The sequence below is a fragment of the Aeromonas sp. 19NY04SH05-1 genome (genome assembly GCF_040581895.1).
In the GTDB taxonomy this organism is placed as follows: domain Bacteria; phylum Pseudomonadota; class Gammaproteobacteria; order Enterobacterales; family Aeromonadaceae; genus Aeromonas; species Aeromonas enteropelogenes.
On sequence record NZ_CP095328.1, the window covers coordinates 686380 to 699948 of the forward strand.

Consider the following 13569-nt stretch of genomic DNA (forward strand, 5'->3'; position numbering starts at 1 on the left):
GCAACAAAAAGGCAAATTTCTTTGCCTTAACACACAAAATACATACTTTACGGCACTATAGATAACATTTGGAGTCGTTTTTTTATATCTGCCGCACGGAGTGAGGGGATTAACCCGCGCTCAGGCGCACCTCGGTGGCGATCTGGTCGAGCAACAGCTGCCAGCCCTGACCCAGTTCGCCGACCAGCGTATTGTAGCCGTCGGCGGGCAGTACCCGTTCCTGACGGAAGGGGGCGTCGCGCAGCACTGTGCCGTCTTCCGCCAGCAGACGCCAGCGTCCGCTCAGCACGGCGCGCCCGTCGTAGCGCCCCTGAAAGCGCTCCACCACTATGCTCAGCACGGGCCCCTTGCGGGCGCCATCCTGCCGTATCACCCAACCGGGCAACCGGGCCGAGAGGCCGTTCATGGTCACCTGATTGAGCTGATCATCCAGCGAGCCCGCCCAGCGGTGGTACTCGGTGAAGTGCAACTCCTGCCCCTCCAGCTGATAGACCATGCTGATCCGGTCGAGCTGGCTGGCCAGGGTGATGGGTCGCAGCACCAGCTGGTGCTGCGGAGTGGCCGGGGCCGCGCCGGATGACGGCTGGCTGGCGTCAAGCGAGTAGTAATGCAGGCTGGGCTGGCTGGCGCTGCAACCGGCCAGCAGGCCGAGCAGGGCCAGCGTCAGGATCTGTTTTTTCATTGTGTTCCTCGCTTGGGCTCAGGGTCCGATGGTTGGGCGCGATCGAAGATCAGCGAGCTGGGTTGCTCGTTCAAGGAGTGCACCAGCGGCTGCAGCTCACGCATCAACTGATTGAGGGCCTGTACCGACTGGCGCAGATCCTGGTTGGTCTGTGAATGGCCGTCATAGGCCTGCAGCGTCTCCTGCAACTGTTTCAGGCTCTGGTTCAGGGATGCCGGCAGTTGCTGGGTCGCCTCCTTGCTGGTCAGCTTGTCCAGGTTGGCACTGACCGCACTGATGTTCTTCAGGGTCCCATCCAGGGTGGAGAGGGAACTGTTGACCTTGCTGAGGGTGGTCGCCATGTCCATGTCGACAAACTTGTCGAGGATCAGGTTCACCTTGCGCTCGATCTGATCCAGCCCTGCCTGCACGGTCGGGAAGACCTGATAGCCGGAGATCTTGGCCTGCTCGAAACGGGGCGCATCCGGGTAGAAGTTGAGATCGATGAGTTTGCCGCCGGTCAGCAGGCTGGAGGTCTTGAGGCTGGCCCTGAGACCTTCCTTGAACTGCTTGCTGAACAGGGCGCGCCACTGCTCTTTCTCCGCCTTGGCGTAGCGGTGGGAGAGGCGCTGCACCTCGATGCGGGCCAGCACCGGGATCTGGCGATCCTGGAACAGGCGTACGCCCTTCTCCTCGATGAGATAGGGGGCAGAGATAACGGTACCGACCCGGATGCCGCGATACTGCACGGCTGCGCCCGGGTGCAGACCGGCCACGTTGTCGTCGAACAGGAAGACGTAGTCGATGAACTGATCCAGGCTACCGGCCAGCACGCTCGCCTCATCCTGGAACAGGGTGAACTCGTCGCGCTGCTTGGCCGGCTCGCCAGGAGACCAGCCGGGCGGCAGACCCATGGTGATGCCGCCGTCGATCAGGCTCTCCAGCGAGTCCATCTTCACCTTCATCCCTTCGCTGTTGACGGACAGCTCGAAACCCGGGGTCAACCAGAAGCGGGAGTTGCTGCTGACCAGGATGTCATAGGGGGCGTTGATGAAGATCTGGTACTGCATCTCGCTCTTTTCAGGCAGGAAGGTGGCTTCTTCCACCTGGCCTATGGTGAACCCCTGGTAGTTGATGGGGGAACCTTCTCCCAGCGCGCGGGCATCGCGGCTGGAGAGGATCAGGCGCAGCCCCTTGGCACTCTGCGAAGCGAGCGGCGGCTTGTCGAGCATGGCGTACTCGTCCCGCGCCTTGCCCTTCTTGCCCGGCAGGAGTTCGATATAGGCGCCGGAGAGCAGGGTCCCGAGACCCGATACCCCTTCCCGGCCGACCCTGGGCTTGACCACCCAGAACTGGCTGTCGCCCTTGAGCATGCCGGAGGCGGCGTTGGTGAGGCGGCCGCGCAGCACGGCATGGCTGTAGTCATCGCTCAGCTCGACCGTCTCGATGCGGCCGACGTCGACCTCCCGGGAGCGGATCACCGTCTTGCCCGCCACTATGCCTTCGGCAGTGGCGACCGTCAGGGTGAAGCTGGGGCCCTGGGAGTACCAGTGCTGGAACAGCATCCAGAGACCGATGAACAGCGCCAGCAGCGGCACCATCCAGATTGCGGCGGCAGAGCTCAGAAAGTCAGAGCCCTGTTTCCACCTTGTTTTACGCTCACTCACGTTCGCGTTCTCCTTGTTGTAAATCCCAGATCAGGCGGGAGTCGAAGCTCATGGCCGCGACCATGGTGATCAGCACCACCCCTGCAAAGGCAACGGCCGCGGGGCCGGGGTAGATGGTCATCAGATTATCGAGGCGGATCAGGCCCGCCAGAATGGCCACCACGAAGACGTCGATCATCGACCAGCGTCCGACAAATTCCGTCATGCGATAGAGCTTGAGCTTGCGTAGCGGCGAGGCCGCGTGGCCGTTTTGCACTGCGTAGCAGAGCCAGAACAGCGCCAGTATCTTCACCAGCGGTACCACCACGCTGGCAAAGAAGATGACGGCGGCAATGGGGTAGGAGCCCATTGCCCACAGTAGCACCACGCCCCCGAGAATGGTGGAAGGGGTGTCATCCCCGAGAAACACCGTATCCATGATGGGATAGATGTTGGCGGGAATGTAGAGAATGCTGGAGGTAATGAGCAGGGCCCAGGTGCGGTTCAACCCGCCCGGCTTGCGATCGTGCAGGTGCCCGCCGCAGCGGCCGCAGCGATGGCTGCCCGCCTTGCTCAGGGCGCCGCAGATATGGCACCCCGTCAGGCCGCTTTCCATGGCGCTGGCATCGGTTGTCTCATCGACGCCGCAGGCATCGGTCGGGCCGAGCAGCCGCTGCCATAGCCACATGGTGTCCAGCGACGAGATCATCTTGACGAGCAGCACCGTGTAACCGACGAAGGCCCAGAAGGAGAGCCCCATCTTGATGTCGGCCATCCCCATCAGCTTGACCAGGGAGATGAGCACCCCTACCAGAAACACATCCACCATCAGCCAGGGCTTTATCTGGCAGAGCAGGCGACCGAGGGAGCGCAGTGCTTTGCTGTGGAGATCCTTGTCGACCCGCCACAGCACCAGCATGATGGAACCGATGTAGATGAGCGGCAGGCCGATCAGGGTCAGACTCAGCACGGCGCCGAGGAACAGGTAACCCTCGTCCACCAGGGTGGAGATGCACTGGATGAACGTCATCTCCTGCCCAATTCCCTTGCTGGAGAAGGACATGAAGGTGAAAGCATTGGCGAGCACGAACATGATGAGCGCCGCAAACCCGTAGGCGATGGGGCGCAGCTCCTGATCCGGCAAGTAGCGGCTCAGGGTGTGGCCGCAGCGTGGGCAGCAACTGGCCTGGCCCACGGCGAGGGGGGTGGCCGGGATCAGCAGGTCACACTCTTCGCAGGCGGTGGCATCGTGGACATAGGTCCGAGGTGGGTGTGAAGCCGGATGCAAAATAAAACCTCGAATAAGGCTCGTCAGGAAGCCAGAACCGCCGATTATCGCAGTTGTGCCGGCCAGCGGCCAGTCCCCGTGTAGCACGATTGTTGATGAGCATGCGAATGACTTTGACAAGCCACTGGCCATTTAGCACAATCAAACGCCACTTTTTTCCGCGGGACAATAATTTATGACAACCGAATCCCCAAGTTACTCCACGATTGAGCAAGCCTTCTCCCTTGGGAACGGGCAAGATTCCGCCCTTAACTGGTTGCGCAAGAACCGCAGCCAGGTCGCGATTTTTCTGGTGAGTGGCATCAAGCTGGAAGGAACCATCAGCGGTTTCGATCAATACAGCGTGCTGCTGACCGATGCCCATGGCAATCAGCAGCTGGTCTACAAGGCCAAGATCTCCACCATCGCCATGCACACCGGTCGTCCGCAGGTGAATATCCAGCGTGCACGCAAGCCGCGGGTCTCCATGGCGCCGCGTCCGCACGGTGCTCCGGGTCGTTATGACGACAACCAGGGCGGCGGCAACCACGAATAATCCCTTGCCCCGCCTCTGCCGCCATCCCTCCCGGGTCTGACGGCAGCGGTCGTTCGCTCTCATTTACATTCATGTCCCGTATGAGAGCGAACGTCATCTGTCTGCTTTCGGGCGAGATATTTGCCCGATCACGCCACCATCTCGACCGGTTTTCCTTCCCTGACCAGACAGGTTTGCATGCCTGCGGCCTGACCCGCCTGCACGCCGATGCCGGTATCTTCAAACACCAGACAGCCTGACGGCTCGACCCCCAGCTTGTCGGCCACCAGCAGGAAGGTATCCGGATTGGGTTTGTGCAGTTCCACGTCGTCGGCGGTCACCACCACCTCAAAATAGCGATCCAGACCGGTATTGCGCAGCACCGCCTGGGCGTTGACGCGGGGGGAGCCCGTGCCTATCCCCATTGGGATGAGGCCGTGGTGGCGTTCGATCAGGGCCTGCATGGCCGGGAAGACGGTCGCCTTGTGCAGATTGGCCACATAATGGTCTGTCTTGCAGCGAGTAACCTGAACGGGATCGAGTGGGATCTGCTGCTCTTCGGCCACCAGCAGGGCAATCTTGCGGCTCGGCATGCCCCCCAGTTCATAGAACCAGTCGGCATCGAAATGGAAGCCAAATTCACGGGCAGTGTGTTCCCAGGCGGCCAGGTGGAGCGGCATGGAGTCGACCAGGGTGCCATCGAGGTCGAAGACCAGGCCTTGGAATCCGGAAAGGGTCATGGTGCTGAGTCTGTCTCTGGAAAAAGGGAGCCCATTTTAGCCACAGGTGCCCCTCCTCGCCATTGGCTAGCTGGTGAGAAACGCTTGCCCCCACATTTGCGCCTGAAAATAGATGGGTGTCAGCCTGGTCGGGTCCAGCTGATAACGCGGCGCCAGCTGGGCCAGCAGCGGCCAGTTGCCCTGTTCATAGGTGGTGACCAGCTGGAACAGGTGAAACAGCGGCCCTTCCCGCAGCTCGATGGCGCGCTTCACGTTCTTGGGCAGATGAGCCTTGAGGGCATCCGACAGTAGTGAACCATCCAGCACCAGTCCCACCAGAAAGGCCCAGCTGGCCTCCGATTTGCCAAGGGCGGTCAGGGCGATCAGCTCGCAGAAGCGGCCACGGGCGATGGCCATGCGGGTGCAGGCCTCCGGCATATGCGGACTGATCCGGGCCAGGCCGTTGATCAGCACGAATTTGCGGATCTCCTGCTCCCCCAGATAGGAGAGCGCGCGGGAGACGGAAGTGATGGGGCTGGCGTGATCAAAACCAGGCGCATTGACATAGGTGAGCAGCTGACCGGGCAGGTAGGCATCCTGCTCCAGCAGTTTGGCGACCTGATTGAAGGAGAACTCCTCGTGGCAGATGAGCTGGAGAATTTGCTGCACCAGCGCCATATCCGGCTGGGTGGCCCGCTGGTTAACCAGCTCGGGGCGGGCGAGGAAACCGCCGGCGAAGAAATCCACTCCAGCCTCCCTGAGGGGAAGGAAATCCTGCCAGGTATCGATATTGAGGGCCATCCGCTTGTGTTCAGTGGGTTGGCAGATCCCCTCTTCTCCCATCCAGAACACCAGCAACCGGCTGGCGCCGAGCCAGCGGGGATCCCGGTGGGCACCGTGGACGGCGAGCCGACGACGACTGTCACGCCACTGTTCGAGCACCGGAAAGGAGGTCGGAAGGCGCTCGCTGGAGGCCTCCACCAGGGGAATGGTGTCCTGATCGAACAGCAGGGGGCGTTGATCATCCAATTGTTCGTGGCTGAAAGGCACCAGGTATTGACGCCCTTGGGCCAGCATGCGGCAATGCTGGGCCAGTGCAGGCCACTGGGCCGGGTCGACGAGCTGATAATCGATACCGTAGGCCACCAGGGCCAGGCGGCGATTGAAGATGGGATAGCGGCGCAGCAGCATGGGATCACCGATAGGTCAGAGTGCGAGCCCTCCCTTGCGACTTGGCGTGGTAAAGCGCCTGGTCTGCCTGTTCGGTCAGGGTTTGCCATGCCCCGTCCTGGGAGGGAACCAGATAGCTAAAGCCTATGCTAACTGTAATGAAATCAGCAACTCGTGAACCTGGATGGGGCACTTTTAGCTGGGCCAGTCCATCATGGATCCGTTCAGCCAGCTGCTCCGCCTCTCCCGGTTGGGGGGCGCACAGCAGGATCACGAACTCCTCGCCACCATAACGGGCTACCAGGTTGGTACGCCGTCGCTCCGCTTCCCTGAGCACGCTGGCGATCAGGCGCAGGCACTCATCTCCCTTGGCATGGCCGAAGTGGTCGTTGTAGGCCTTGAAGTCATCCACGTCGATCATCAGCACCGCCAGCAGGCTCTGGGTACGGCGAGCCCACTCCCATTCCCGTTGCATGGTGAGATCCCACTGGCGGCGGTTGGCGATACCGGTGAGCGGATCTTCGAGGGAGAGCATGGAGAGACGCTGGTTGGCCTCCTCCAGCGCCCGGTTGGTCTCGGCCAGCTGCATGGTGCGCTCGGCCACCCGAACCTCCAGCTGGCGGTTGAGTTTCTCCAGCTCCTCCTGGGTGCGCTGGCGGATCAACAACTGCGACAGCATGGCGGCGTATTGCTTGAAGATCTCGCTCTGGTAGGCCTTGAGTGGCCGTTGCCACAGCAGGTTGTCGGCGGCGATCCAGCCGATGGGGGTGGCGCCGTCCCACAGCGAGACCATGGCGTTCCAGCCGCGGCCCACCTGCTGGCGTTCATAGTAGAGGGGGGTATCTTCCAGCACCAGCACATAGTCCTTGCTACGCAGCGCCTGCTGTACCGTGGGATGATCAGGGATGGGGCTGATGAAGCCGCTCTCGTCCACCAGTTTGCCTTCTTCATCTGTGCCCCAGGTGCCGCGCATGGTCTTGCCATCGGGCTCGATGAGGAAGATGGCGACCCGATCGAATTGCAGCTCCTCGCGGGCCAGCACCACGGCTTCCCGCAGCAGCTGGTGTTCGCTCTGGCTGCGAGAGAGGGTGACGCTGACCGTGTGCAGGGCCTGCAACATCTGGAGGAAGGAACGCTGCATCGCCTGGCTCTGCACCAGATCGGTCTGGGTGTGGCGGCGCTGATCCCGTTCATGATCGATCTGCCAGGCCAGCAGATGGTTGCTCAGCTCGGCTGTCAGGTAGTGGGTCAGCAGCTGGATCCCCTGGCGCTGATGACGGGAGAGGCGATCAAGCCGGCGCCGGGTTTCCAGATAGATGACGCCATCCAGCTCCTGATGACGTTTGAGGGGGAAGCAGACGCGCAGCTTGGGCTGTACGGTTTCCACATATTCCCAGGTATCGCTCTGCGGCTGGATCTGCTCCACCACCATCTGCCCGTGTTCGACGGCCCGGGAGATCAATTCATCCGGCAACTGCAGCGTCACCAGATGGGCCGGATCCAGGGTTAGCAACCCCTGATCCGGATGAAAGCTGTAAAGCAGGGACTCCGGCGCCTGCAACCAGAGATAGAGGCGCTCCGCCTCGGTTTTCTCCCTGATGGTCGCGAGACTCGCCTCGCAGAGCTGCGCGAAGCTGGTGAACTGCTCAGGTGCCCATTCTTGCATGCCAATATCCCTTTGGGTGTACCCAAGCGAGTATATATACACTCCCTCTAATATATTGATTGAAATATTAAAAAAGAGAGCCAGTGCGCATAAATTCTGCTGCTTTAAGGTTGGGAGACGGTCGCAATTTGCCTGAAGGGGGCGACTGGGTCGTTAGCAGGTGAGAAAGCATGATCTGAACGAGGAGAGCAGGCATCAGGGACATAAAAAAGCCCGCACAATGGCGGGCTTTTTCTATAAGTTGACAGGTGTTTACTCTGCCTTGGGCGTTTCTTCGGCCGGGGTTGCATCGGCTTCGGCTGCCGGTGCGACCGGCGCCGGACCCGGCACCAGTTCCACCGCCGGCTTGGCGATGAGGGAGCGGGTCTCTTCCACCGCCTCGGTCAGCTTCACCTCGATGATCTGGCCGAGCTCGTAGACTACCTCGGTCTTGTCCAGATAGACGCGGCCGTTGTCCCAGTTGCACTCAAGGCGCTCCTTGTTGTCCAGGATGTGGCGGGCGGGCATGAACACCACGGCACCGTTCTCCTGCAGGCGCAGCTTGAGGCCGGCACGCATCACGTCGATGATCTCGGCGTTGAACACCTGATCGGTACCGGCGGCAGCCTTGAGGTAGCGCACATAGAGCCAGTCGCCGATGTCGCGCTCCACCATGCGGTGCAGGCGGCGGCAGGCGGTCAGATGTTCGGTGAGCTCCTGGCTCGGGCGCTCGCCCGGGGTCTTGCCGGCGATGACGGCTTTGAGCAGGCGATGGTTGACCATGTCGCCGTATTTGCGAATAGGTGATGTCCAGGTGGCGTAGGCATCCAGACCCAGGCCGTAGTGGGCACCCGGCTCGGAGGACATCAGGGCATAGCTCTGGAAACGGCGGATCTTGCCGTCCAGCCAGCGGGTATCGAGGCCGTCGATCCAGCGGCGCAGGGCGCAGAAGCCGGACAGGCTGGCGATCTCTTCCTTCTCGAACGGAGCCTCTGCGCTTTTCAGCAGGTCGATGGCGCCGTCGAGGGACTCCTCGTCAAAGCCGGTGTGGACGTTGAAGATGCCGTAGCCGACGGTCTTGCCCAGCACGCGGCCGGCGCAGATGTTGGCGGCGATCATCGACTCTTCCACCATGCGGTTGGCGATGCGGCGTGGTTCGACGTGAATGGCCAGCACTTCGCCATCTTCGCCCAGTTCGAAGTCGTAGTCGGGACGATCCGGGAATACCAGTGCATGCTCGGTGCGCCAGGCGATGCGCGCCTCCGTCATCGCCTTCATCAGCGGCAGCTGGGCCAAGACGCCTGCGTCGATATCCAGTTCTTTGCCGTGCTCGGCCCAGTCGGAGACGTCGTCATAGTTGAGGCGGGCGTGGGAGCAGATGCGGGCGGCGAAGAACTCGGTCTCCTCCTGCAGCAGGCCATCCTCGGTGATGAGCAAGCGGGCGCACAGGGTGTTGCGCTCCTCGCCCTCTTTCAGGGAGCAGAGCTCGTCGGAGAGGGTGCGCGGGATCATCGGCACGTTGCGGCCCGGCATGTAGACGGTGAAGGCGCGCTGGGCGGCTTCCTTGTCCAGCTCGCTCCCTTCGGCCACGTAGGCGGTCGGGTCGGCGATGGCGACCAGCAGCTCCCAGCCGTTGTCCAGCTTGGTGATGGCCAGGGCGTCGTCCATGTCCTTGGTCTTGGCGCCGTCGATGGTGAAGAAGGGCACCTGGGTCAGATCGCGGCGGGGCAGTTCTTCCTCTTCGATCACCTTCCACTCCGGCAGATCCGCCGGCTCGACCTGGGCCAGGTTGTGGCGCGCCAGCACCACCCACCAGGGTACGTTGTGATCTTCCTGGGAGGCGATCTTCTGGGTGATCTCGGCGGAGAAGTTGCCGTCAACCAGGGCGTGGCGCTTGAGAGTGGCGACTACCCAGTCCCCTTCCTTGAACTCTTTTTCGTCCAGCCCCTTCTTGACGCGGGCCTTGATGGCATCCTTGATGAGCGGATGGTCGGCTACCACGTTGAGGCGGTCGCGGAACATCTTGACCCGGGCCACGAAGCGGGTGATGGATTGCTCCAGCAGCTCGTCCGGCTCGGCCACTTCTTTCTCTTTTTCGGTACGGATCAGGGCGGTCACCCGGTCGCCGTGCATCACCTTCTTCATGTAGGGCGGCGGCACGAAATAGCTGGTCTTCTCATCGACCTCCAGAAAGCCGAAGCCCCTATCGGAGGCGCGGATAACACCCTCTTTCTTGGGGATGTTTTCGCGGATTTGTTGCTTGAGCTGGGCCAGCAGCGGATTGTCTTGGAACATAAGTGAGGAACCTGAGTGGAGACCTGATGAAGAAACGCCCAGCACTATACGTTTTTAGCCCTCCAAAGCCAAGGTGAATGGCCTTTTCAGCTTGGTTGCAGCTGGCAACGGGCGTAGTCAATCAGCCTCAGGGAGAGCTGTTTGTGGATGCCTTTTTCCAGTACCCATCGGTGCCAGTAGAGTCGCTCTGTCAGGCGCTGGTCCGGGCTGAGATTGACCAGGCTGCCCGTGGCCAGATGCTGGCGGATCTGCAATTCCGGGATGAGGCAACAGGCCAGCCCCTGCTCGGCCATGGTGACGAAGGCCTCCGACGAGTGCACCGTATGGCAGGGATAGCCGCCGGGCTCCAGCCCGAAGTGGCGGCGCATGAAGCTGACGTGCATGTCGTCGCGCTGATCGAACGCCACCGCAGGGGCCTTGGCCAGCGCTTCCCGGGTCAGGCCATTGGGGAAGTGGCGCGCGACGAAAGCGGGGCTGGCGGTGAGCAGGTAGTGCATCTCGCCCAGCTCGTCGATGCAGCAGCCCGCCAGCGGCTGGGATTGCAGGCTGATGGCGCCAAACGCCTGCCCCTCGCGTACCTTGTCGAGGGTGCGGCTCTCGTCATCCACCAGCAGATTGAGTTCGATGGGGTGTTGCTCCAGCAAAGGGGCGATGGCGGGCAGGAACCAGGTAGCCAGGCTGTCGGCGTTGACGGCAATGCTGATGCGGATGGGGCCTTGCGGCGTAGCCGGGGTCAACTCGCCCGCCAGTTCAATCTCGAGCTGGTGCACCTGGCGATAGTGAGCCAGCAGTTTCTGGCCGAGGGGGGTGGCCTGCAGCGGCTGGCTACGGATGAGCAGGGGTTCGGCAAATTGCTGTTCAAGTTGCTTGATCCGCTGCGAGATGGCGGACTGGGTGAGGTGCAGCGATCTGGCCGCCCGTTCGAAATTCTGCTCCTGCAGTACCGCATCCAGTGCCCGCAGCAATTTGTAGTCCAGCTCTTTCATGCCATCTCCCTGTCTTGATCCCGTGGCAGACTCTACGCGAGCCGGATCCGGACAACAATGACCGGTTGCGATGAGAGTGGGGCAAGGCCGCTAGTGTGATTTTTTACAGTAGTGGTTAACCGGTTCAGAGAGGATACTGCACATCGCCGCACGGGCAGTGGCTGCCTGATGTGGCTCATAGCGATGCGTTTATCCCGGGCTTGTTTCCCGGGATTTTTTATGATGATGCGGCCAGCGGATGTGGTTGGGATTGAGCAGGACGACTATGGGGCTGGTAATGACCGAGCAGGGGTTGGGAAACGGCACGGGCAAAGCGTTCATCCAGATGGAAGCGGATACCGACGCCCCGAACCGCTCCCAGATCGACGGCCTGGCGATGGCCGAGGCGTTCGATGGGCAGGCCGAGACGGCGGAAGATGCGCTCCACTGGCAGACTGACCACGGCGACCAGCTCGCGGATCCCGTGCGCCAGGGCGAAGGCGTAGACCTCGCGGAAGATGACGCAAGTCAGTTCGCTGACGCCGTTGCTCATGCGCGGGGCGCGGGAGGCGTCGATGGCCAGCCGGGTCAGTTCCCAGATCTGCGGGCTGCATGGCGGGCGTTCACCGGCCAGGGCGGCGGGAAAAATGGTCGGGAGCATGTAGGCATCGGCGCAGTTGAGCAGGCGGATGCAGCCACACACTCCCTGCTCATCCTCGATCAGCACCCAGTGAGTGTCGGGGGTGTCGAAGCTGTCTCGCTCAAGTCCTTGACGGGACTCCACATCCCAGCCGAGTCGGTCGGAAAAAACGTCGTTTCGAAAGCGATAAAGTTCACTTTCGACCTCTTTTCGCGGGTGTTCTCTCAATTTCCCTCTGAAAACCAACATCATGGACTCTCTCTCTTGTTATTCGCGGTTATAATCACATGTCTGGCCAAGGGGGCTTTTATATGACAAGAGACCAACTGCTTGAGTATCTGGAACATTTCAGTACGGTGACGGATGGCAACCGGTTGTCCGAGCTGATCGGCAGCTTCTCGCTCGGGATGGGGTACGACTATTTCCGCTTCGCGTTGATCATGCCGATGTCGATGCAAAGGCCCAAAGTGGTGCTGTTCAACCAGTGTCCGGATTCCTGGGTTCAGGCCTATACCGAACACAACATGCTGGCCAGCGATCCCGTGATCCAGCTGGCACGCAAACAGACCCTGCCCATCTACTGGAACCGGCTGGATGAGCGCGCCCGTTTCCTGCAGGAAGGGAGCATGGACGTGATGGGGCTGGCCGCCGAGTTCGGGTTGCGCAATGGCATCTCCTTCCCGCTGCACGGGGCTGCCGGTGAAAACGGCATCCTCTCCTTCATCACCTCCGAGCGAGCGTCGAGCGATCTGCTGCTGGAGTCCTCGCCGATCCTCTCCTGGATGTCCAATTACATCTTCGAGGCGGCTATTCGCATCGTGCGCCTCAGCATGGTGGAGAACCTGGACAAGGAGCCTCTGACCGATCGGGAGACCGAGTGCCTGTTCTGGGCCAGCGAAGGGAAAACCTCGAACGAGATCGCCTGCATCCTGGGGATTACCGAGCGCACAGTGAATTACCATCTCAATCAGGTCACTCGCAAAACCGGCTCCATGAACCGTTATCAGGCCGTGGCCAAGGGGGTCAGCAGTGGTCTGCTGTTGCCGAACCTGGAGCAGGTGGTGGTGACCAACTTCCCCATGGTGTTGCAATAGTGCGTATCCTGACCAGTTTGCTGGATTCTCCTGCCGTCATCGGGGAGGCCACAATTGTCAGATCCGGTAATTGACAAGCGGTTGCAAAAGGGTGTGATGGGTTATTAGCAAAATGAATCAACCAGTAAATCAATGAATTTCTCTGGATGATTTGCCCCCGCTATAGTGCCACTCACTCATCACTACCCTCGGTACTCTTATGCTCGCGACCACTCTGCAAGGCTTTACCCTCGGCCTTGCCATGATCATCCCCATCGGTGCCCAGAATGCGTTTGTGCTTAGTCGGGGCATTCATCGCAATCACCATCTGCTGACGGCAACGCTCTGCAGTTTTTGTGATCTGGTTCTGATTGCCATCGGGGTCTTTGGCGGCGCCAATCTGATCGCCGCCAACCCGGTCGGCCTGACGGTGCTGACCTGGGGGGGCGTGCTGTTTCTTGGCTGGTTTGGCGTGCGCTCCCTGCGCAGTGCCTGGCGCGGCCAGGGAGAGGGACTGGCGGATTCGCCGCAGTTGATGGGCGCCAGAAGCGTGCTCGCCATGACCCTGGGGGTTACTCTGCTCAATCCTCATGTCTATCTGGATACCCTGATGCTGCTCGGTTCCCTCGGCAGCCAGGTGATTGAACCGCTGCGTCCGGCCTTTGCCGCCGGTGCCATGCTGGCGTCTCTGGTGTGGTTCTACTCCCTGGCGCTGGGAGCGGCGGCACTGGCGCCCTGGCTGGCCAGGGGGAAGGTGCAGCAAGGGATCGATCTGCTGGTGGGCCTCATCATGCTGGCCCTGGCGCTGCAACTTGCTATGGGACGCTAGGCTGGCGGCTGTTTTTATGGTCCTAGGTCATAAAAATGGGCCTCGATACCTGTCTGAGTCACTTTCTTCTGATAAATTTCAGTACTCCATTATGAGATCTGGTTAGATCAGGAGTACCCAGTGA

The 13569-nt window shown here is 61.1% G+C and carries 12 protein-coding genes; 3 read left to right on the forward strand and 9 right to left on the reverse strand.

Features of this window, described 5'->3' with window-relative positions; genetic code table 11:
* Positions 1 to 109: 109 nt before the first annotated feature.
* The 3 genes from MRK42_RS03240 to MRK42_RS03250 are packed head-to-tail and all read right to left on the reverse strand — an operon-like array spanning position 110 to position 3595.
* The gene (locus MRK42_RS03240) at positions 110 to 682 is read right to left on the reverse strand and encodes a PqiC family protein (RefSeq protein ID WP_042070398.1); all 573 of its coding nucleotides are present in this window, start codon (positions 680 to 682) and stop codon (positions 110 to 112) included.
* Positions 679 to 2328, reverse strand: a complete 1650-nt coding sequence (pqiB, locus tag MRK42_RS03245) for an intermembrane transport protein PqiB (RefSeq protein ID WP_338611765.1) — start codon at positions 2326 to 2328, stop codon at positions 679 to 681. Before pqiB ends, MRK42_RS03240 begins: the two co-directional genes overlap by 4 nt.
* Positions 2321 to 3595, reverse strand: coding sequence for a PqiA/YebS family transporter subunit (locus MRK42_RS03250; protein ID WP_042070395.1), 1275 nt, complete (start codon positions 3593 to 3595; stop codon positions 2321 to 2323). Before MRK42_RS03250 ends, pqiB begins: the two co-directional genes overlap by 8 nt.
* 175 nt (positions 3596 to 3770) lie before the next feature.
* On the opposite strand from MRK42_RS03250, the gene hfq reads away from it, so the two are divergent.
* Positions 3771 to 4130, forward strand: a complete 360-nt coding sequence (hfq, locus tag MRK42_RS03255; RefSeq protein WP_026457968.1) for an RNA chaperone Hfq — start codon at positions 3771 to 3773, stop codon at positions 4128 to 4130.
* A gap of 128 nt (positions 4131 to 4258) precedes the next feature.
* Here the strand turns inward: hfq and MRK42_RS03260 are convergent, their stop codons facing one another.
* From MRK42_RS03260 to MRK42_RS03285, 6 genes are all read right to left on the reverse strand, one after another.
* Entirely contained in the window at positions 4259 to 4849 is a 591-nt protein-coding gene (locus tag MRK42_RS03260) for a beta-phosphoglucomutase family hydrolase (protein ID WP_338611766.1), read from the reverse strand.
* Between the two features lie 66 nt (positions 4850 to 4915).
* Complete coding sequence (locus MRK42_RS03265) at positions 4916 to 6019, reverse strand: HDOD domain-containing protein (protein ID WP_042070392.1); 1104 nt, start codon at positions 6017 to 6019, stop codon at positions 4916 to 4918.
* 4 nt (positions 6020 to 6023) lie between these two features.
* Entirely contained in the window at positions 6024 to 7664 is a 1641-nt protein-coding gene (locus MRK42_RS03270; protein ID WP_042070390.1) for a sensor domain-containing diguanylate cyclase, read from the reverse strand.
* 252 nt (positions 7665 to 7916) lie between these two features.
* Positions 7917 to 9938 carry an exoribonuclease II gene (locus MRK42_RS03275; RefSeq protein ID WP_042070389.1) on the reverse strand — a complete coding sequence of 674 codons (2022 nt, stop codon included), beginning with the start codon at positions 9936 to 9938 and terminating at the stop codon, positions 7917 to 7919.
* Between the two features lie 86 nt (positions 9939 to 10024).
* Positions 10025 to 10924: a LysR family transcriptional regulator ArgP gene (locus MRK42_RS03280; RefSeq protein WP_042026604.1), complete on the reverse strand. Its 900-nt coding sequence runs from the start codon at positions 10922 to 10924 to the stop codon at positions 10025 to 10027.
* Positions 10925 to 11141: 217 nt separating this feature from the next.
* Positions 11142 to 11792, reverse strand: coding sequence for an acyl-homoserine-lactone synthase (locus MRK42_RS03285; protein ID WP_082043384.1), 651 nt, complete (start codon positions 11790 to 11792; stop codon positions 11142 to 11144).
* A gap of 62 nt (positions 11793 to 11854) precedes the next feature.
* Between MRK42_RS03285 and MRK42_RS03290 the strand changes: the two genes are divergently transcribed.
* Both MRK42_RS03290 and lysE read left to right on the forward strand, forming a co-directional pair.
* Positions 11855 to 12637 (forward strand): LuxR family transcriptional regulator, encoded by a 783-nt coding sequence (locus MRK42_RS03290; protein ID WP_026457604.1) that lies wholly within the window; start codon positions 11855 to 11857, stop codon positions 12635 to 12637.
* Positions 12638 to 12836: 199 nt separating this feature from the next.
* On the forward strand, positions 12837 to 13445 hold the full coding sequence (lysE, locus tag MRK42_RS03295; protein ID WP_026457605.1) for an L-lysine exporter: 609 nt from the start codon (positions 12837 to 12839) through the stop codon (positions 13443 to 13445).
* Positions 13446 to 13569 lie beyond the last annotated feature (124 nt).